Source organism: Ekhidna sp. (assembly GCF_040223195.1).
Classification (GTDB): domain Bacteria; phylum Bacteroidota; class Bacteroidia; order Cytophagales; family Cyclobacteriaceae; genus Ekhidna.
In genome coordinates, this window is sequence record NZ_JAVKDX010000007.1 from 61,669 (window position 1) to 81,650 (window position 19,982).

Here is a 19,982-nt window from a genome sequence, read left to right on the forward strand (position 1 = left end):
TAACTCTAAAGTTATGAAGATCCCCCTGATAATAGCAATATCTGTTGTTTTAATTCAATGCGAGCCCATCGTACCGCAGCAGTCTCAGACCAACAAAAAGCTGATTTTTGATAATCATGAGTACGAGGATATCATCGGGTATGCTAAAGTGATACCTGTTGAAAACAGTCAAAGAAAAGAGCTTGAGAACCCGGTAATCAACCTGAATGAGCGTGACCAGTTAATAATGACCTTTGATTTGCTGACGGATCAATTTGAGAATCTGAGTGCCAAAATTTTTCACTGCAACAAAGACTGGGACAAGTCTGTGCTCAGGGATATGGAATTCCTATCACAGATCAACAATTATAGGATAACTGACTTCAACTATTCCAATAATACGGTGCAGCCGTATATCAATTACCAATTTCAGATTCCAAAACCGACGATATCAGGAAACTATGTAGTGGCGGTATTCCGAAGGGCCAATCCCGATGATGTATTACTGACCCGAAGGTTTATGGTGGTAAATCCTGTTGCCAGTATCGGACAGACCGTGCGGGTAAGTACTACGATCAACAAGCGAGACGAAAATCATCAAATCGAGTTTGATATCAGATATGGCAATTTGCTGGTCAACGCTCCAACGAAGGATATCAGCCCTGTGATCCTTCAAAATCATAATTGGTACACTGCTATCAAAGACATACCTCCTACGCTGGTTCGAGCCAATGATGGGTCGCTTGAATTTCGACATCTTGATCTTAAAACCAACTTTCCCGGATGGAATGAGTTCAGGTTTGCCGATCTGAGAACGCTGAATGTATCTGGGAGAAACGTGGCGAGAATTACCAATACCGGCCAGGAAATCATGGCCCCTCTGAAGCTGGATGGTACACGGGGACCCATCCCCTACACGCTAAACTTCCAGGATATCAATGGAAATTACCTCATCCAGAATGATGATCCAGGTGAGGGCATTCTGAATGCGGACTATGCCAACGTACAATTTTCTCTAAAGTCCGAGCCCATCAACGGGGACGTTTATGTGGTTGGTCAGTTTAACAACTGGCGACTAACCGATATCAACCGGATGAAATATACCACTCAAAATGGACTGGGGCGGTATGAAACCACCATCCCGCTGAAGCAAGGGTATTATGAATACCTGTACTATGTAGATAGCGATGAACTCCCTCCCTATCATTTTGAAGGGAGTCATTTTCAGGCCGAGGATGAATACGAGATACTGGTATACTACCGAAAACCTGGGAATGTCAATGATGAACTGATCGGGTACAAACGTTTCCGATCCATAGAAAGATAGTTACACATTGAAACGGAAGTGCATCACATCTCCGTCCTTCACTATGTATTCTTTTCCTTCTATCGCAAGCTTACCCGCTTCTCTGCACCCCGCTTCAGTCTTATATTGCTGATAATCAGGAATTTTAATCACCTCAGCTTTGATGAAGCCTTTTTCAAAGTCCGAGTGAATTACACCTGCGGCCTGTGGCGCTTTCCAGCCATTCTTTATTGTCCAGGCCCTCACTTCTGTTTCTCCGGCTGTGAAATATGTGATGAGATCAAGCAATGAATAAGAAGCTTTGATCAACCGATTCAAGCCTGACTCTTTTAAGCCGTATTCCTGTAGAAACATTTCCTTCTCTTCCGGATCTTCAAATTCTGCTATCTGAGCCTCCAATCCGGCAGATACCAGTATCAGCTGAGCAGCTTCGTTTTTGATGGTCTCCTCCAGCTTTTTGCTCCATTCATTCCCGGTGCTCAGCGAATCCTCATCCACGTTGGCCACATAGATGATGGGCTTATCCGTCAAAAGCTGAAGAGGCTTGATCCAGGCCCTGGATTCTTTGTCCATCTCCAATGACCGGGCATTCTGACCGCTTTCCAGATGGGTCTTAAATTTTAATAAAACCTCATGCTCCGCTTTCGCATCTTTATCACCGGATTTTGCAATCTTCTGTACCCGCTCAATTCTTTTATCAACCGACTCCAAATCTTTCAACTGAAGCTCTGTATCGATCACTTCTTTGTCCTCAATTGGATCGACCTTACCCGCCACGTGCACAATATTGTCGTTATCAAAACACCGCACCACATGGATAATGGCATCCACTTCCCGGATGTTTGCCAGAAATTGATTTCCAAGTCCTTCTCCCTTGCTCGCTCCTTTCACAAGCCCGGCAATGTCCACGAATTCTATCACAGTGGGTAGCACTTTTTTTGGATTTACCAGATCCGATAAGATCTGAAGTCTTTCATCCGGTACGGTGATCACTCCAACGTTTGGCTCAATCGTGCAAAAAGGAAAATTGGCCGCTTCCGCCTTAGCATTTGACAAAGCATTAAAAAGCGTGGACTTGCCCACATTTGGTAATCCTACGATACCGCACTGTAATCCCATAAGGTTAATTTTTAAAAGGGTTGCGAAAAATCGCTTTTTCGAGGCGCAAAACTAGCATAAAAAAAGCCTCCCAACATACGTCGGGAAGCCTCTCTCTTCATACTTACTAAAAAAGTTATCTTATCAATCCCACTTCAGTTCAGAATCGGATTCTGATACCTCAGCACCAGCAATTTCCTCATCTTCCTCATCTTCCCTATCGAACTGTGCAAAATCCACTTCAGGCATCAATTCGTCCTTTACGTGGTTTACCGTGGTATTCAGCGCGTTTACAAATTTGTTGAAATCTTCTTTATACAAGAAAATTTTATGTTTTTCATAGAAAAACCCATCGTCTTTCGGCTTCCTTTTACTCTCCGTAATCGTCAGGTAATAATCATTTGATCGTGTCGCTTTCACATCAAAAAAGTACGTACGCTTTCCCGCCTTTACTCTCTCAGAATAGATCTCGTCTCTTCCTTTTTCGTTATTATCTTCCACTTGATTAAAATTTGTGTTAGGTGTTAGTTTTTGCTAAAATCGGGCTAAATATAGTGCTTTATATTTTTTATCTGCAAAACAAAAGCCTTGAATAGCTGGTGAATATCTGAATATGACGACAAACATTTCCGAAATCAATCAATATGACAACCTGGGACTCATAGCAAAGCAGCTTGTAGACGGGTTTATCACCGGCCTGCATAAGTCTCCTTATCATGGCTTTTCGGTAGAGTTTGCAGAGCACAAGCTTTACAATTTTGGTGAGAGTACCCGGCATATTGACTGGAAGGTATTCTCCCGAACAGACAGGCTCTATACCAAGCAATATGAAGAGGAAACGAATCTTAGGTGCAGAATTCTAATAGATAATTCTGCGTCCATGCATTTCCCCCAACCGGGAAAGGACAAATTGAAGTTTTCAATTTTTGCAGCGTCAGCACTTTCATATTTACTCACCCGGCAAAGGGATGTAGTTGGGCTTTCCGTTTTTTCGGACAAGATTGAGCAGGAAACCGAACTGAGAAGTACCAAAGCTCACCTCAATACGATCCTGTCCAAGCTTTCTGAACTACAAAATGCAAAAACCCCCGATACCAAAACTAATATCAGCTCAGTGCTTCATGAGATTGCTGATAAGATCCACAAGCGATCGCTGGTGGTGATCTTCTCGGATATGTTTCAAAATTCGGATGAAGATCAGTTGCTGAGTGCTCTACAGCACCTAAAGCACAATAAGCATGAGATTATTTTATTTCATGTATCGGATTATTCCAGCGAGCTACATTTCGAATTTGAGGATCGGCCGTACAAGTTCATTGATATGGAAACCAATGAGTCCATCAAAGTGAATCCGCATGAAGTGAAAGACATGTACCGCAAGGAAATGGCCAATTTCTACCAAGATCTGAAGATCAAATGTGGAATGATGAAGATCGACTTTGTGCCAGTCAACATAAATGATTCCTTCGATAAAATTCTGGGAGCTTACCTGATCAAGCGAAAGAAGATGAGATGATTACAGGTGTAACCATTCTTTCTTTGCGGACAGTTCCTCTTCCGTCTCCACGTAATCAGGATCCGGCACACAGCAATCGACCGGGCAAACCGCAGCACACTGTGGCTCCTCGTGAAAACCTGTACACTCGGTACATTTTCCCGGGACGATGTAGTAAAATTCATCTGATACTGGCTCTTGCGCTTCTTTGGCATCTACCTTAGACCCATCCTCCATCTCAATGTCCTTCAGGTCTGTGCCATCGGCCCACTTCCATTCTACTCCACCCTCATAGATTGCTGTATTCGGACATTCGGGTTCGCATGCACCACAGTTGATACATTCGTCGGTAATCATTATCGCCATAGAAAAACGCTTTTTTGTCGTGTTCTAAATGAGGGAACAAAATTAATCGCAATAAGTTTGCAGCCCAATCGACTAAGTCGACTTATTTGACTTTTTTATGAATAAGAGCGAGAAAATCAAGGCATTTGCCGAGTTGGGTAAGAAGATCGCTAAACTTACCGACCAGGAAATAGAACATTTAGCCACCCAGGCCAGACAAAAAAACGGGTGGTTTTCACTAGAAAGCGTAAGAAATGCATTAGAAGGAATCAGTCATATGCTTGCAAGTGAAAAGCTCTCCAAGTGGACGGATGCCTATGATTTTGAGCAGGTCACGCCAAAAATAGTGGGTATCGTTATGGCAGGAAATATCCCATTAGTTGGATTTCATGATCTGCTTAGTGTATTGATATCCGGTCATTTTGCAGCAATAAAACCCAGTAGTAACGATTCGTTTCTTACTAAAACCATGGTCGACTGGATCATAGAAATAGAGCCAAGGTTCAAAAAAAACATTGAAATACGGGAGAGACTGACCAATATAGACGCAGTGATTGCGACAGGAAGTGACAATACAGCTCGATATTTTGAATACTATTTTAAGGACATTTCAAGTATAATCAGGAAAAATCGTACTTCGGTAGCTATTCTCAGCGGCATGGAAAGTCCCAAGGAATTGGAATTACTTGGTGAGGACATCTTTTCATATTTCGGGTTAGGATGTCGCAATGTTTCCAAGGTATTCACTCCAAAGGGTTATGATTTCCGGGATGCTTTCCCACACTTTGAAGGGTATAAAGAAGTAGGAAATCACCATAAGTACCGAAACAATTACGACTATTATAAGTCGATCTATCTGGTAAACAGAACCCCTCACCTTGACACAGGTTTTTTACTAATAAATACAACAGATGAGCTGGTCTCACCTATTGGTGTCCTTTTTCATCAGGAGTACGATTCATTGGAAAATCTTCATGCTGTGCTTGATTCCCAAAAGGAAAAAATCCAGTGCATCGTTGGGAAAGACTACATTCCTTTTGGAAAAGCTCAGCGACCAGAGCTTTGGGACTATGCCGATAATGTGGATACATTAAAGTTTCTGAGCAGCCTGAATTGAGCCATAAATCCAGTGCAAATAAATTATTTTTGTCCATCCTCAGCTGAGCATGAGGAAACTATTTTCCTACCAGTTTAATAATTGAAATAACTTCCATAATGAGCCTATACACCGATTATCTAAAAGAAATTGAAGAGCGAAAAGCTCAGGGACTTCATCCAAAACCGATTGATGATGGGGAATTACTGAGTGAGATCATCACACAGATCAAAGATGCTGGCAATGAACATCGAAAAGATTCCCTGCAGTTCTTCATTTACAACACCCTGCCAGGTACTACCCCTGCTGCCGGTGTGAAGGCAAGGTTCTTAAAGGAAATCATCCTTGGTGAATCAAAAGTAGAAGAAATCACACCTGAGTTTGCGTTCGAACTGCTCTCACACATGAAAGGTGGGCCTTCTATCAAGGTGCTGCTAGATCTGGCACTTGGCAGTAATGAAGCCATTGCACGAAGTGCTGCGAACGTGCTCAAGACGCAGGTATATCTTTATGATGCAGACTATAAGCGTTTGAAAGAAGCGTATACCAGTGGCAACCCCATCGCAAAAGAACTTTTGGAAAGCTATGCCAAAGCAGAGTTTTTCACGGAGCTTCCAGAGGTAGAAGAAGAAATCAACATTGTGACATTTATCGCCGGTACTGGGGACATTTCAACAGATCTGCTTTCCCCAGGCGCTGACGCACACTCCAGATCAGATCGCGAACTGCATGGACAGTGTATATTCGAGCACAACAAGGACATGCAAAAAGCGCTGACTGAACTCAAGGCTAAGCACCCTGATAAGCGAGTGATGCTGATCGCTGAAAAAGGCACCATGGGCGTAGGTTCCTCACGAATGTCAGGAGTAAACAACGTGGCGTTGTGGACCGGTATTCCGGGTAGCCCGTTTGTTCCGTTTGTGAATATTGCCCCGATTGTAGGTGGTACTAATGGTATTTCTCCAATCTTCCTTACTACCGTGGATGTGACCGGAGGTATTGGGGTGGACCTGAAAAACTGGGTGAAAAAGACGGATGCAGATGGCAACCCTGTGCGAGATGAAGCAGGCGAGATCGTACTTGAGGAAGCCTATTCGGTGGCTACCGGTACCGTACTGACCATCAATACGAAGAAAAAGAAACTGTACAAAGGTGACCAGGAACTGATTGATCTTTCCAAATCACTAACGCCTCAAAAGATGGAGTTCATCAAAGCCGGTGGATCGTATGCCATTGTGTTTGGAAAGAAACTTCAGACGTTTGCTGCCAAAACACTGGGTATCCAGGCGCCAGTAGTGTTTGCGCCATCGAAAGAAATTTCTCATGAAGGACAAGGACTGACAGCCGTTGAGAAAATATTCAACAAAAACGCAGTAGGAACATCTGGCAAAACCCTGCATGCGGGCTCTGATGTGCGCGTGGAAGTCAACATTGTGGGATCGCAGGACACGACCGGCTTGATGACCGCCCAGGAATTGGAAGCGATGGCTGCCACGGTGATCTCTCCAATTGTAGATGCTGGCTATCAGTCGGGCTGTCATACTGCCTCGGTGTGGGACAAGAAAGCGCAGGCCAACATTCCTAAGCTCATGAAATTCATGAACGACTTTGGGCTGATCACGGGACGTGATCCGAAGGGGGTGTACCCTGCCATGACCGACGTGATCCACAAAGTACTCAATGATATCACCGTAAACGACTGGGACATCACCATCGGTGGCGACTCCCACACGCGAATGTCTAAAGGGGTGGCGTTTGGTGCAGACTCAGGCACGGTTGCTTTGGCACTTGCCACCGGAGAAGCTTCCATGCCGATCCCTGAATCAGTAAAGGTGACGTTTAAGGGTGAGATGAAATCATACATGGACTTCCGCGATGTGGTACATGCGACACAGGCTCAGATGTTGAAACAATACAATGGGGAGAACGTCTTCCAGGGACGTGTGATCGAAGTACACATCGGTACGCTGACGGCTGACCAGGCCTTTACCTTCACAGACTGGACCGCCGAGATGAAGGCAAAAGCTTCCATCTGCATATCCGAAGACGAGACCTTGATTGAATCTTTAGAAATTGCGAAAGGCCGGATCCAGATCATGATCGAGAAGGGCATGGACAATGAAGCACAGGTACTTCAGGGATTGATCAATAAGGCAGACAAGCGTATCGCCGAGATCCGATCCGGAGAAAACCCTACACTAAAACCGGATGCCAACGCAAAATACTATGCCGAAGTAGTGGTTGACCTGAATGAGATTGCAGAGCCAATGATTGCTGACCCGGATGTAAATAATATTGACGTATCCAAGCGATACACCCACGATACAATCCGACCGCTTTCGTACTACGGTGGGGAGAAAAAAGTAGACCTTGGGTTTGTGGGCTCGTGCATGGTGCACAAGGGCGACATGAAGATCCTGGCACAGATGCTCAAAAACGTGGAAGAGCAGCAGGGTAAGGTGGAATTCAAAGCACCATTGGTGGTAGCCCCTCCTACCTACAACATCGTAGATGAGCTGAAAGCAGAAGGCGACTGGGAAGTGTTGGAGAAATACTCGGGGTTTGTGTTTGATGACAACAACCCTAAAGGTGAAGCACGTACCAAATACGAAAACATGCTGTACCTGGAGCGCCCGGGCTGCAACTTGTGCATGGGTAACCAGGAGAAAGCCGAGCCGGGAGATACTGTAATGGCAACCTCCACCCGACTGTTCCAGGGGCGGGTGGTGAAAGACTCCAATGAGAAAAAGGGAGAATCCCTTCTATCCTCCACTCCGGTGGTGGTGCTTTCCACCATCCTGGGCAGAACCCCGAAACTGGATGAATATGAAGCAGCAGTGAAAGGGATTGACCTGACCAAGTTCAAGCCTTCTGGTAAGCAACTGGTGAGGTGAGAAAAACATACACTTAATTAAAAAGAAGCCCAATTCGATTGAGTTGGGCTTTTTTGTTTAACTCTCTGAGAGAAACTATATACAATCAATTCCTGTTTACCTTTAGAATCGTAAACCTTAAAATACAGAATTCATGCCTCAGGATTTTCTAGGAATCGAAAAACAACTATCCACCCAACTCGGCACCCACAAATACTTCAGCCTTCGCGAATTGGCGAAAAAGGAAGAGGTGGTAAACAAACTACCTTATTCCATCAGGATACTTCTTGAAAATGTCATTCGCAATTACGATGCTTTTGCAGTCACTGAAGATCATATAAATACCATTTTAAACTGGAAAGAAACTGCGGGTAAGAAAGATATTCCTTACAGTCCGGCCAGGGTATTGATGCAGGATTTTACAGGAGTACCGGCAGTAGTTGATATTGCCTCGATCAGGGCTGAGGTCGCGCGAAAGGGAAAAGACATTAGCAAAACAAATCCACTTGTGCCCGCTGACATGGTTATTGACCACTCTGTGGTTGTGGATTACTTTGGAGCGGCAGATTCCTATCAAAAAAACGTAGACCTTGAATACCAAAGAAATGATGAACGATACAAACTACTCAAATGGAGCCAGCAAGCGTTCACTAACTTCTCTGTGGTGCCTCCCGGAATGGGTATTTGCCATCAGGTAAACCTTGAGTATTTGGCTAAAGGCGTAATCGAAAGAGATGGATTTCTTTTTCCAGATACGCTGGTGGGCACAGACTCACACACACCAATGGTAAATGGGATCGGTGTATTGGGTTGGGGTGTTGGAGGCATTGAAGCAGAAGCAGCCATGCTTGGGCAGCCTATCTACATGATCCTTCCTCAGGTAATCGGATTGAAGATTACCGGAAAAATGAAGGAGGGCACAACCTCCACAGATCTGGTATTGACCATCACGAGGCTGTTAAGGGATTATGGTGTTGTTGGAAAAATCGTAGAAGTATTCGGGCCAGGGCTGGCAAATCTTGCTGTGACGGATCGGGCAACTATCTCCAACATGTCCCCTGAGTTTGGATGCACAGATACCCATTGGCCAATTGATGAACGCACGCTTGATTACATGCGAAATACGGCTAGACCGGAGGATCACATAGACATGGTGAAAGCTTATGCGCAGGAAAATATGCTTTGGAGGGACGACAATGCCAAAATCGAATATACGGATGTGGTAGAGCTGGATTTGGGCACAGTAGAGCCAACGATCTCTGGCCCAAAAAGACCACAAGACAAGATTTTATTAAGAGAGGCCAAAGACAAGGTAATTAGTCTTTTGAAGGATCAGGGCAGAGAATACATCACCATTGCGGATCGTACCGGTGACTGGGCCAATGAAGGCGGAATGCCGGCACCTACTGTGAAAAACAAAAATGGAATTAGGAGTGTAGATGTGAGCATCAATGGAAAAGACTACTGCCTGTCAGATGCCTCAGTGGTGATAGCCGCAATCACTTCGTGTACAAATACTTCCAACCCAAGTGTAATGATTGGTGCTGGTTTAGTAGCCAAAAAAGCAGTAGAACTTGGATTAGACATAAAACCTTGGGTGAAAACATCCTTAGCTCCCGGATCACGAGTGGTTACAGAGTATTTGGAAAAATCCAAACTGCTCTCCTACCTCGAAGACTTGAAGTTCTACAACGTTGGATATGGATGCACTACCTGTATTGGTAATTCCGGCGATATGATGCCGTCTGTACAAAAAGCGGTGATTGAGAATGATCTGGTGGTGAGTTCGGTGCTTTCGGGAAACAGAAACTTTGAGGCACGAATCCACCCAAATATTAAGATGAATTTTCTGGCATCTCCCATGCTGGTTGTGGCCTATGCGATTGCCGGTCATACGGATTTTGACATGAACAATGAGCCGCTCGGGAAAGATAAAGATGGAAACGATGTATTCCTGAAGGACATATGGCCGTCTTCCAAAGAGATAGACGAAGTGATGACTTCCGTGCTGAGTCCGGATGATTACAAAGCTAACTACGAGACCATTTTTGACGGTGATGAGACCTGGCAAAAGCTAGCAGCCCCAAAAGGTCAAACCTATGACTGGGACAGCAACTCAACCTACATTCAGGAAGCGCCTTTCTTTAAGAACATCTCGGAGGATGTACCTAATCCTGAGGATATTAAAGGAGCAAAAGTACTACTCCAACTAGGCGATATGGTAACGACAGACCACATATCGCCGGCTGGTAAATTCTTACCTGAGGCACCTGCCGGAAAGTACCTGGTAGAGCATGGCGTGGAAAAGAAAGATTTCAATTCATACGGTTCGCGAAGGGGAAATCACGAAGTGATGATGCGCGGGACATTCGCCAATGTGCGAATCAAAAATAAGCTCGCCAGTCGTGAAGGTGGATGGACCACTTACATACCAACAGGAGAAGAAATGACAGTATATGATGCTTCCATGAAGTATCAGGAAGCAGGAACACCACTTGTGGTGATTGGAGGCAAGGAATACGGATCGGGATCATCCAGAGACTGGGCTGCCAAAGGAACAACATTGCTTGGCGTAAAAGCCGTGATCACGGAAAGCTATGAGCGTATCCATAGATCCAACCTGGTAGGGATGGGCGTACTTCCGCTTCAGTTTCAGGAGGGCGAAACCCAGGACACCCTTGGTCTTACAGGCGAGGAAACGTATGACATTTCAGGCATTTCCGACAGCCTCACCCCAGGCAAACTTGTAGATGTCATTGCCACCAAAAAAGATGGATCTAAAGTGGAGTTTAAAGCATTGGTGAGACTGGATTCCGGAGTAGATGTGGAGTACTACAAGCATGGAGGCATTCTGAACTATGTACTTCGAAATTTCCTGAAGGAATAATGAATCTCAAGAATCTCAGAAAAACCGGATCAAACCTCTGGTTTCTTTTGTTGGGATAGATAAGAAGTAATTTTAAAACAAACTGAAACAACCTAGATATGAAAACTAACAAGCTTGGATTATTATCGATATTCATGATTACACTGATGGCATTTTCCTGCACGAGCACCAACAAGGGTGAGGGAAGTCAGGATGAAGCGAGTGAGGCCATGGAAGAAAAAGTGGCGATCACATTGACCAAGGCCCCACCATCGCCGGAGTTTCCAGATGCCCAGCTCACCAAAGCAGGGATCATCACGACCCCAACCGATACAGGGTACTCAGTTCTTTATTCTTTCGATGTTCAAAATTTTGAGCTTGGAGCTCAAACGGAAAATGCTGCTACCCGAGGCATTGCCAATTCAGGCAAAGGACAGCACATCCACTACATTGTGAATAATGGACCTTATGCAGCACACTACATGCCTGGCATCAATGATGTGCTTGACGAAGGCAACTATGTCGTGTTGGCTTTTCTATCTCGATCGTACCATGAGAGCGTGAAGAGCGAGAGAGCCTATTATGTAGAAAACCTCTCAATAGGAGCAGTAGAGTCAAACGAGGCAGATCTATCTGCGCCACACCTCTTCTATAGCCGTCCGAAAGGAACCTATAGTGGTCCCGATACCGAAAAGCTGATGCTGGATTTTTATCTTCTAAACACCACCCTTTCCCCTGATGGAAACAAAGTAAGAGCGACCATCAACGGAAATGAATTCATGATTGATGAATGGGCACCATACTACATCGAAGGTCTGCCAAAAGGAGAAGTTTCCATCAAATTGGAACTATTGGACAACCAGGAGAACCTGATCCCCGGGGCATTTAATTCCGTGGAACGCACGGTTACCTTAGAGGAGTAATAAAATTGATCCCGGAGTTCTTCCGGGATCTTACATTAGATTTTAATTATGTCATTTCGACGATAGGAGAAATCTTTACATTTTAGAGATTCCCATTCTTCGGAATGACATTTTTTGAATAGTATAATTAATCCACCCACTCTGCCACAAACAGGTTTGTATCCCTGTTGCCCCCGTTAAAGCGATTAGACGCCCAAACCAAATACTTACCATCCGGGCTAAACATTGGGAACGAATCGAAGGTATCATCAAAAGTGACCTGCTCTAGCTCCGACCCATCAACATTGATCATGAAAAGGTTAAAAGGGAATCCTCGCTCAGAACCATGATTTGAGGAGAATAATATTTTCTTACCATCTGGCGTAAAGAAAGGCGCCCAATTGGCATTTCCTAAACTTGTGATTTTCTTCGCATCAGAACCATCTACATTGGCAATATATAGTTCCATTTTTGTAGGCTGTACCAATCCCTGTGATAGCAAATCTTTATACTCTGCAACTTCTTCATCTGTTTCAGGTCGTGAGGCCCTCCAAACAATCTTGCTGCCGTCTGGCGAGAAAAATGCTCCCCCATCATAGCCAAGTTCACTGGTGATTTGCACCACATCTGATCCGTCCAGATTCATAATATATAGCTCAAGATCGCCTGACCTGGTAGATGTAAAAATGATCCGATCTCCCAGCGGAGAAACAGTCGCCTCGGCATCATAGCCTTCCTCAGAAGTAAGTTGGTTTACAATATTTCCTTGCAGATCAGCTACGAAAATGTCATAACCCTCATAAATCGGCCAAACATATTTCCCTGAGCTCCTTCCCGGTGTTGGCGGGCAAAGGCTGTCTGCCAGATGCGTAGAACCATACACGATGAGAGAATCTCCCGGCAAGAAATAGGAACAGGTGGTTCGCCCCAATCCTGTGCTAATCATATTTGGACGTTCACCCTTTTTTGGGTTGTTTACTTCCAAAGTGAAAATCTGATCACACTCCACCCCCCAATCAGAAAAATCAGATTGAAATACCAAGCTCTTTCCATCAAAACTCCAGTAGGCTTCTGCATTATTCCCACCCCACGTCAGCTGACGTACATTTTTCAAGTGTACCTCCTGCTCGTACCTCAAAGAGTCTATACTTTTTTCAGCACCACCAGTTTCAGCAGATCGCTGACAGGAAAGTATAGCTATTGCAATGGATAAAATCGTAAAATTCCTCATGGGTTGGTATATTTAGGTTTGCGAAAATAAATCCTATTACTTACACATGAAATGCCCATAAAGTAAACTATACCAACCGAGGATGAGTATACGGGCAAAAATCACGATTTGATGCAGCTTCAAGCTATCCGGACATTCCATGTGGCCTTTAAAAAACAAATTATATACACATGAAATGAGCATAAATATTCGAGACCGAATTTATACCAACCGGTTGATGAATATTTATCGGGAATTCCATGTGTAACCATTGAAAATAAACACTATACACATGAAACAGCATTTATCACTCATCCTCCTGACTTTCAGTCTAACCTTTTGCAAGCAGGCCACCTATGATCCTATTGCTGAGATCGGTCAGGATGTTGCCGTTTTGGCCAGTGACTCCCTGCAGGGGCGTGAAGTAGGAACACCCGGTGAGAAAATGGCTGCTGATTATATTGTGAGTGAATTTAAGGCTGCCAGGTTACAGCCGAAAGGGACTGATGGGTTTTATCAAAGCTTTTTTGTGAAAGATGCGGATAACCCACATGCCCAGCCATCTTCTGAGGGTGGCGAAAATGGCATTACGGGATACAACGTGATTGGTATGATTGACAATCCCAGTGATGAAATGGTTATCATCGGTGCGCACTACGATCACCTTGGGATGGGGGATTTTTCATCACTTCATCGCGGGGAAAAGGAAGTTCATAATGGAGCAGATGATAATGCCAGCGGAGTGGCAGCAATGCTACATCTGGCCAGAGTTTTATCGGAAAGGGAACTGAACCGGGATGTACTTTTCATTGGAATGTCCGGTGAAGAAAAGGGACTGTGGGGATCCAACTATTTTACTAAGAATCCAACCATTGATTTGACCAGAGTAAACTTTATGATCAACATGGATATGGTGGGCCGCTTGGATGAAGCTAAAGGCCTTGCGGTAAATGGTACCGGAACCTCTCCTATCTGGAACTGGCTGCTGGATGAAGTAAATAGTGATAGTTTGAAACTAATCAAAAGTGAATCCGGTGTAGGGCCATCTGATCATACCTCTTTCTATCTTCAGGATATTCCTGTTTTGCATTTCTTTACCGGTCAGCATGAGGATTACCACAAGCCCGGTGACGATGCGGAAAAAATTAATGAGGAGGGCATTTTAAAGGTAGTTTCATATATTCAGAGAATAGTCGAACTCATGGATGATGACGAGAAGATCACTTTTACAAAGACAAAGGATGAATCTGACAATCCCCGATTTACTGTGACTCTGGGCGTGGTGCCAGATTACATGTACGATGGTGAAGGCATGCGTATTGATGGAGTGAGTGAAGATAAACCTGCAATCAAGGCAGGGATTCAAAAGGGCGACATTGTAGTCCAACTTGGTGACAGCACGGTTACAGATATGATGAGCTACATGAGAGCATTATCAACTTTTTCCAAGGGAGATCACACCACAGTGATCATTGAACGGGCAGGAGAAAAAATATCATTCGATATTGAATTTTAATATCTCAAATAATTATTGAGTCTTTCTTCAATCTAAGCAGGCTTAAAATTGTCATTGCTGGTTAGCCATTTTTACAATTGGTTAATGGTATAAATCAACCCACCTGTTGTGGTGGTGTAATGACTACAATTATGCGAAAAAATCTATACTCACTTTTTGTTCTTTGTTCAATCCTTTCCTACAGTCAAAGTTTGCGAGATATCTATCAGGAGGGTATGAATGCCTATGAGGAGAAAAATTATGAGCTCTTCAAACAAAAGATGTTTACCATTGATACCATGAGACCCAACTATCCTGCAGTAGTCTATAATCTAGCTGGAGGATATGCGCTAACTGGAAACAAAGTAAAATCCATTGAAACTCTCAATAAATACATTTTGATGGATGCCACACAGGATTTTTCAAAAGACAATGACTTTGCTGCGATTATCGAGAGTCCAGATTTTGAGCAAATAGTAGAAAAGCAAAAGCTGCTAACCTCAATTATCGAACCTACTGACCTGACAAAAATTCCTATTTTGTCATCACACCCTGAATCGATAACGTACTCACAAAAACAAAAGGCTTTCTTTATCGGTGGAGTCAGAGATGGCAACATCTGGAAAGTAGAGCAAGACGCTGATCCCATCATTTGGGCCGAATCACCAAAAAACTCCTGGTCTGTGATGGGACTTGATATCTCACCAGACAACAAACACTTGTGGGTTGGCACATCATCTATGAGCAACTACGCTTCATATATTCAGAATGAAGAAGGATTTGCATCAGTACTTAAGTATGATCTGAAAAGTGGTGAATTGCTCGAAACCTTCGTACTACCGGGAGGGCATAATTTTGGAGACTTGATAGCCGATACCAAAGGGAATATTTTCATCTCAGATGGTACTGCAAACAAACTATACTGGATTGAAAATACTGAAAATCAGCTAAAGGAATTCGCCGACCTATCCAATCAAGTTTTCAATCTTCAAGGCCTCACACTAAATGAAAACGAAACTGCCCTTTTTCTCAGTGATTACATAGATGGTATTTATAAGCTGGATCTGGCCTCTAAAGCGCTTGCCAAACTTGACATTGTGGGGGAAGGTATCCTCATAAAAGGAATTGATGGGCTTTATTTTAAAGACAATTCCCTCCTCTGCTTACACAATGGAACAACACCTAATCGAGTTGTAAAGTATCTACTGTCCGAGGATGGTAATTCTATTCTTAGCAAAGAGACACTGGCTCAAAGTGGCTCATTAGGTGAACCGACTCAGGGAATCTGGATTGGGGACAGGTTTTATTTCATCATGAATAGCCCCTGGGCAGCCTACAGCCAGGATGGAATTTTTTCTACCGAAGGAGACAGCCTATTCATTGGGATCATAGAATAACCTCATATAAGAGATATGAGAATGTAACAAGATAATTTTCTCTCCGTATGTACTTGGTATTAACAAGTACTAACTAATACAAACAAAAAGAAACCTTTGATGCAACCTTTTGTCTTTAGGCAGCATCAAACCCACAAAGAAGACCTAAACTCAAATACTATGACACGACTAATGAACATTTCAAGAATTGGAACCTCTCTACTGGCATTCCTTCTATTATTTATTGCCCAGGCTCAGGATGAAGGCTTTATCTATGGAAAAGTCATCACAGAAGATGGTGAAGAATACGAGGGCCCGCTAAGATGGGGCAAGGAGGAAGTTTATTGGACCGATATGTTCAATGCTTCAAAACGGGAAAATAAAAACCTGGACTATCTATCCAACAGGGAACTAGATAATCTGGAAGACCGATACGATGATGATAACATTGTATCAAGGTTTGTAAATATTACCTGGGACGACAATGACAATCGGTTTGTCCATGAATTTTCCACACAATTTGGCAACCTGAAATCCCTCAGGGTTCGCTCCAACGATAGAGTTGAGGTAGAGTTAAAAAATGGTGAATTCATAGATGTGGATGGGAGCGGCTACAATGATATTGGAGCAAAAATCACTGTGCTTGATAGAGAAATGGGCAACATCAGACTCTCCTGGAGTAACATTGACAAGATAGAGTTTCTCCCTACCCCGGCTAGACTAGATGAAAAATTTGGTGAACCTCTTTATGGGACGGTGGTCTGTGACCTTGGCGAATTCACCGGATTTGTGCAGTGGGACCATGACGAACGTGTGGGAACAGACGTGCTTGACGGTGAAGAAGATGGTGATGATTATGAAATCGCTTTTGACAAAATAGAATCTATTGAACGAGATGGATACAATAGCAGCATCGTAAAACTTAAATCAGGAAGGACGCTTGACCTGAAAGGAACAAACGATGTGGATGATGACAATAAGGGCATTATCGTGACTGTAAACGGACTTGGACGTGTAGATATCGAATGGGACGAATTTGACAAGGTAACCTTTCGGGATGCCCCAAATAGCGGTCCATCTTATAGCTCTTTTGCATCTCCAAAAAAGATTTCAGGCTCTGTGGTGGTAGATAATGGTGATCGTCACTCTGGCGAAATCATCTTTGATCTGGATGAGGAATACACATTTGAATTGCTAAACGGTGAGGACGATGATGTGAAGTTCATCATTCCATTCAGCAATATTTCAGAAATCTCGCCAAGAAGCTCCTACGCCGCAACAGTAACGCTGAAAAGCGGAGACAATTTGATCCTCGAAGATAGCCAGGATGTATCAGACAAAAACCTGGGCATCTTGATCAAAACGGACTCAGACAGGGTCTATGTGCCGTGGGATCGGGTGGAAAAAATCTCCCTGGACTAATCAGACTAAACTCAAAGGACAAAAACTCAAATAGCCATGTTAAAGAATTATTTCAATGTTGCCCTGCGCAACCTTTTCAAGCATAAGTTCTATTCACTGATCAACATTCTCGGGCTTTCCATTGGCCTCACCTGCTTCCTGATGATCTCCCTCTATGTCGTGGATGAATTGAGCTATGATTCATTTCACTCGGATGCAGATCGAATTTATCGGATGGATTTCACCGGGAACATCAATGGGTCTGAGTTTATCACAGCGCTGGCCAGTGCTCCCGCCGGACCTACTATGCCAATAGAGTTTCCGGAAGTGGAAGATGCTACCAGGCTGAGAAGCTCAGGGAACTGGATCATCAAGAAAAAGGATACGGAAAACGCCTATAACGAGGACGATGTAGTTTATGCAGATAAGAATTTCTTTACTTTCTGGGATTTCGAGCTGCTGAATGGCAATCCTGAAACATGCCTGGAAAGACCAAATACGCTAGTTATCAGTCAATCATTGGCTGATAAGGTGTTTGGAGATGAAGACCCCATAGGAAAGATCGTGGTACTTGATAATAGTGATGACTGGGAAGTCACAGGTGTCTACGCAGACATGCCTTCCAATTCCCACTTTTCTTTCAATATGATGCTTTCGATGGAGAGCCGGGAAGAGGCACAGTCTCAAATGTGGATGAGCTTCAATTTCAATACCTACCTGAAACTGCAGGAAGAGTACGATCCAAATCTGCTCGAAGCAAAGTTTCCTGACCTGATCGAAAAGTACATTGGCCCGGAGATAGAAAAATTCATGGGTGCCACTTTAGAAGAATTTTACGAAGGTGGAAACAGGGCAGGGTTTTACCTTTTTCCACTCAAAGACATTCACTTAAAATCTGACAAACTTGGTGAGATTGAGGTGAATGGAGACATGAAGTATGTGCTCATCTTCACTGCGATAGCACTGTTTATTCTGATTCTTGCCTGCATCAATTTTATGAACCTTTCCACCGCCAGGTCGGCTGGCAGGGCAAAAGAAGTGGGAGTGAGAAAAGTGATGGGCGCACACAAAAGCCAGCTAAGAAAGCAGTTTTTGACAGAGGCATTTCTTATCACACTCATCTCAATCCTAATTGCGTATGCACTTTCCTTCCTTCTATTGAGTCAGTTCAATACCCTCGCAGATAAGGAAATGGTTTTCAATAACCTGCTAAGCCCGGCATTTATCCTGATTATGATATGCGTTTTGATCACTGTTGGCTTTCTAGCTGGAAGCTATCCGGCTTTTTTCCTTTCAAAATTCAGGCCCGTGGAAGTATTGAAAGGAAAGCTAAACCTCGGATTGAAAGGTGGTGGATTGAGAAGTACCTTGGTAGTGCTCCAGTTTTGTGTAAGCATCATTATGATCATTGGCACGGCCATCGTGTACGAGCAACTCTCCTATATCCAAAATAAGAAGCTGGGTTACAGCAAGGACCACATCCTGATGATTCACGATCCGTGGCTGATGGGAGACCAATCTGACTCATACAAAAATGAAGCGCTTCAGCATGCCAATATCCTGGCCGGCACCATGTCGAGTTTCTTACCGGTACAAACCGCAGATAACAACAATGCGTGGTTTCCAGGCTCTAGCGCATCAAAAAGTGAAACCTACATTTTCCATGAATATCGAGTAGATCATGACTACATGGAAACATTAGGAATTGAGATGAAAACAGGCCGCAGCTTTTCCAAAGACTATCCAAGTGATAGTAGCACAATCGTATTGAATGAAGCAGCAATGCACAAACTAGGATGGACAGAAGAGGAAGTGATTGGTCAGACCTTATCAACTTATGATGGATTTGGTGATAGTATTTACACTGTTTCTTATAAAGTAATTGGAGTGGTGAAGGATTTCAACTTCACCTCACTTAGAGATCAAATCGAGCCATTGATTTTTGAGTTGGGAAGAAGCAGAGGATTCGTATCATTCAAGATATCAAGCGAAAACATTCCCGCCACCGTCAACTTTTTGGAGGAAAAATGGAATGAATTTGCTCCTAGCCAGCCATTCGAATACAGCTTCCTTGATGAGCGATTCAATGAAATGTATAAAACTGAGCAAAAGCTGGGTAAGATCTTCGGGATCTTCGCCTTCCTTGCCATCTTCATCGCGTGCCTTGGACTCTACGGGCTGGCAGCCTTCACAGCCGAGCAACGAAGAAAAGAGATTGGTGTGCGTAAGGTATTGGGTGCTTCCATCGCAAGTATCATCACATTGCTATCCAAAGAATTCTTAAAGCTCGTTGGAATCGCATTTTTGATAGCGGCACCTATCTCCTACTATGTCATGAACGAATGGCTGCAAGATTTCGAGAACAGAACCAATATCAACGTTATGGTTTTCATATTGGCTGGAATCGTGGCTCTGGTGATTGCATGGGTCACCATGAGCTTCCAGTCATGGAATGCGGCCAGGGTCAATCCGGCCAAATCGCTCAAAGACGAATAATTTCACCTATTGCTTCTACTACAGCCCATCTCCATTTAGAGATG

At 43.8% G+C, this 19,982-nt stretch carries 14 protein-coding genes; 10 read left to right on the plus strand and 4 right to left on the minus strand.

From position 1 onward, the window contains the following. Window positions 1-13 precede the first annotated feature (13 nt). A complete protein-coding gene (locus RLN88_RS03105) occupies window positions 14-1,306 on the plus strand; it encodes a type IX secretion system plug protein (protein ID WP_350219913.1) in 1,293 nt (430 codons plus the stop codon). Here RLN88_RS03105 and ychF read toward each other — a convergent pair whose 3' ends face one another. Beyond that, window positions 1,307-2,404 (minus strand): redox-regulated ATPase YchF, encoded by a 1,098-nt coding sequence (ychF, locus tag RLN88_RS03110; RefSeq protein WP_350219914.1) that lies wholly within the window; start codon window positions 2,402-2,404, stop codon window positions 1,307-1,309. A gap of 123 nt (window positions 2,405-2,527) precedes the next feature. Beyond that, complete coding sequence (locus tag RLN88_RS03115; RefSeq protein ID WP_350219915.1) at window positions 2,528-2,884, minus strand: DUF3276 family protein; 357 nt, start codon at window positions 2,882-2,884, stop codon at window positions 2,528-2,530. Between the two features lie 112 nt (window positions 2,885-2,996). Here RLN88_RS03115 and RLN88_RS03120 point away from each other — a divergent pair, with 112 nt between their 5' ends. Then, entirely contained in the window at window positions 2,997-3,899 is a 903-nt protein-coding gene (locus RLN88_RS03120; RefSeq protein ID WP_350219916.1) for a DUF58 domain-containing protein, read from the plus strand. Here the strand turns inward: RLN88_RS03120 and RLN88_RS03125 are convergent, their stop codons facing one another. Further along, window positions 3,900-4,244, minus strand: a complete 345-nt coding sequence (locus RLN88_RS03125) for a 4Fe-4S binding protein (protein ID WP_350219917.1) — start codon at window positions 4,242-4,244, stop codon at window positions 3,900-3,902. A gap of 97 nt (window positions 4,245-4,341) precedes the next feature. On the opposite strand from RLN88_RS03125, the gene RLN88_RS03130 reads away from it, so the two are divergent. The 4 genes from RLN88_RS03130 (at window position 4,342) to RLN88_RS03145 (ending at window position 11,981) form a co-directional block, all read left to right on the plus strand. Continuing rightward, window positions 4,342-5,340, plus strand: a complete 999-nt coding sequence (locus RLN88_RS03130; RefSeq protein ID WP_350219918.1) for an acyl-CoA reductase — start codon at window positions 4,342-4,344, stop codon at window positions 5,338-5,340. Window positions 5,341-5,438: 98 nt separating this feature from the next. Further along, complete coding sequence (locus RLN88_RS03135; RefSeq protein ID WP_350219919.1) at window positions 5,439-8,213, plus strand: bifunctional aconitate hydratase 2/2-methylisocitrate dehydratase; 2,775 nt, start codon at window positions 5,439-5,441, stop codon at window positions 8,211-8,213. A 133-nt stretch (window positions 8,214-8,346) separates the two neighbouring features. Next, window positions 8,347-11,079, plus strand: a complete 2,733-nt coding sequence (acnA, locus tag RLN88_RS03140) for an aconitate hydratase AcnA (protein ID WP_350219920.1) — start codon at window positions 8,347-8,349, stop codon at window positions 11,077-11,079. A 98-nt stretch (window positions 11,080-11,177) separates the two neighbouring features. Further along, window positions 11,178-11,981, plus strand: a complete 804-nt coding sequence (locus tag RLN88_RS03145; protein WP_350219921.1) for a hypothetical protein — start codon at window positions 11,178-11,180, stop codon at window positions 11,979-11,981. A 127-nt stretch (window positions 11,982-12,108) separates the two neighbouring features. On the opposite strand, the gene RLN88_RS03150 is transcribed toward RLN88_RS03145, so the two are convergent. Continuing rightward, window positions 12,109-13,191: a TolB family protein gene (locus tag RLN88_RS03150; RefSeq protein WP_350219922.1), complete on the minus strand. Its 1,083-nt coding sequence runs from the start codon at window positions 13,189-13,191 to the stop codon at window positions 12,109-12,111. Between the two features lie 271 nt (window positions 13,192-13,462). On the opposite strand from RLN88_RS03150, the gene RLN88_RS03155 reads away from it, so the two are divergent. From RLN88_RS03155 to RLN88_RS03170, 4 genes are all read left to right on the plus strand, one after another. After that, on the plus strand, window positions 13,463-14,686 hold the full coding sequence (locus RLN88_RS03155) for a M20/M25/M40 family metallo-hydrolase (protein WP_350219923.1): 1,224 nt from the start codon (window positions 13,463-13,465) through the stop codon (window positions 14,684-14,686). Between the two features lie 131 nt (window positions 14,687-14,817). Further along, window positions 14,818-16,062 carry a TPR end-of-group domain-containing protein gene (locus RLN88_RS03160; protein ID WP_350219924.1) on the plus strand — a complete coding sequence of 415 codons (1,245 nt, stop codon included), beginning with the start codon at window positions 14,818-14,820 and terminating at the stop codon, window positions 16,060-16,062. Between the two features lie 159 nt (window positions 16,063-16,221). Then, window positions 16,222-17,463, plus strand: a complete 1,242-nt coding sequence (locus tag RLN88_RS03165; protein WP_350219925.1) for a hypothetical protein — start codon at window positions 16,222-16,224, stop codon at window positions 17,461-17,463. Window positions 17,464-17,499: 36 nt separating this feature from the next. Continuing rightward, the gene (locus RLN88_RS03170; protein WP_350219926.1) at window positions 17,500-19,938 is read left to right on the plus strand and encodes an ABC transporter permease; all 2,439 of its coding nucleotides are present in this window, start codon (window positions 17,500-17,502) and stop codon (window positions 19,936-19,938) included. The last annotated feature ends 44 nt before the right edge of the window (window positions 19,939-19,982 follow it).

What these genes read in the sequence shown, in the direction of transcription:
- RLN88_RS03165 (WP_350219925.1), top strand. Translation starts at nt 16,222, where the DNA reads ATGACACGACTAATGAACATTTCAAGAATTGGAACCTCTCTACTGGCA.
- RLN88_RS03105 (WP_350219913.1), top strand. Translation starts at nt 14, where the DNA reads ATGAAGATCCCCCTGATAATAGCAATATCTGTTGTTTTAATTCAATGC.
- RLN88_RS03155 (WP_350219923.1), top strand. Translation starts at nt 13,463, where the DNA reads ATGAAACAGCATTTATCACTCATCCTCCTGACTTTCAGTCTAACCTTT.
- RLN88_RS03120 (WP_350219916.1), top strand. Translation starts at nt 2,997, where the DNA reads ATGACGACAAACATTTCCGAAATCAATCAATATGACAACCTGGGACTC.
- RLN88_RS03160 (WP_350219924.1), top strand. Translation starts at nt 14,818, where the DNA reads ATGCGAAAAAATCTATACTCACTTTTTGTTCTTTGTTCAATCCTTTCC.
- RLN88_RS03170 (WP_350219926.1), top strand. Translation starts at nt 17,500, where the DNA reads ATGTTAAAGAATTATTTCAATGTTGCCCTGCGCAACCTTTTCAAGCAT.
- RLN88_RS03135 (WP_350219919.1), top strand. Translation starts at nt 5,439, where the DNA reads ATGAGCCTATACACCGATTATCTAAAAGAAATTGAAGAGCGAAAAGCT.
- RLN88_RS03150 (WP_350219922.1), bottom strand. Translation starts at nt 13,191, where the DNA reads ATGAGGAATTTTACGATTTTATCCATTGCAATAGCTATACTTTCCTGT.
- RLN88_RS03130 (WP_350219918.1), top strand. Translation starts at nt 4,342, where the DNA reads ATGAATAAGAGCGAGAAAATCAAGGCATTTGCCGAGTTGGGTAAGAAG.
- RLN88_RS03145 (WP_350219921.1), top strand. Translation starts at nt 11,178, where the DNA reads ATGAAAACTAACAAGCTTGGATTATTATCGATATTCATGATTACACTG.
- acnA (WP_350219920.1), top strand. Translation starts at nt 8,347, where the DNA reads ATGCCTCAGGATTTTCTAGGAATCGAAAAACAACTATCCACCCAACTC.
- ychF (WP_350219914.1), bottom strand. Translation starts at nt 2,404, where the DNA reads ATGGGATTACAGTGCGGTATCGTAGGATTACCAAATGTGGGCAAGTCC.
- RLN88_RS03125 (WP_350219917.1), bottom strand. Translation starts at nt 4,244, where the DNA reads ATGGCGATAATGATTACCGACGAATGTATCAACTGTGGTGCATGCGAA.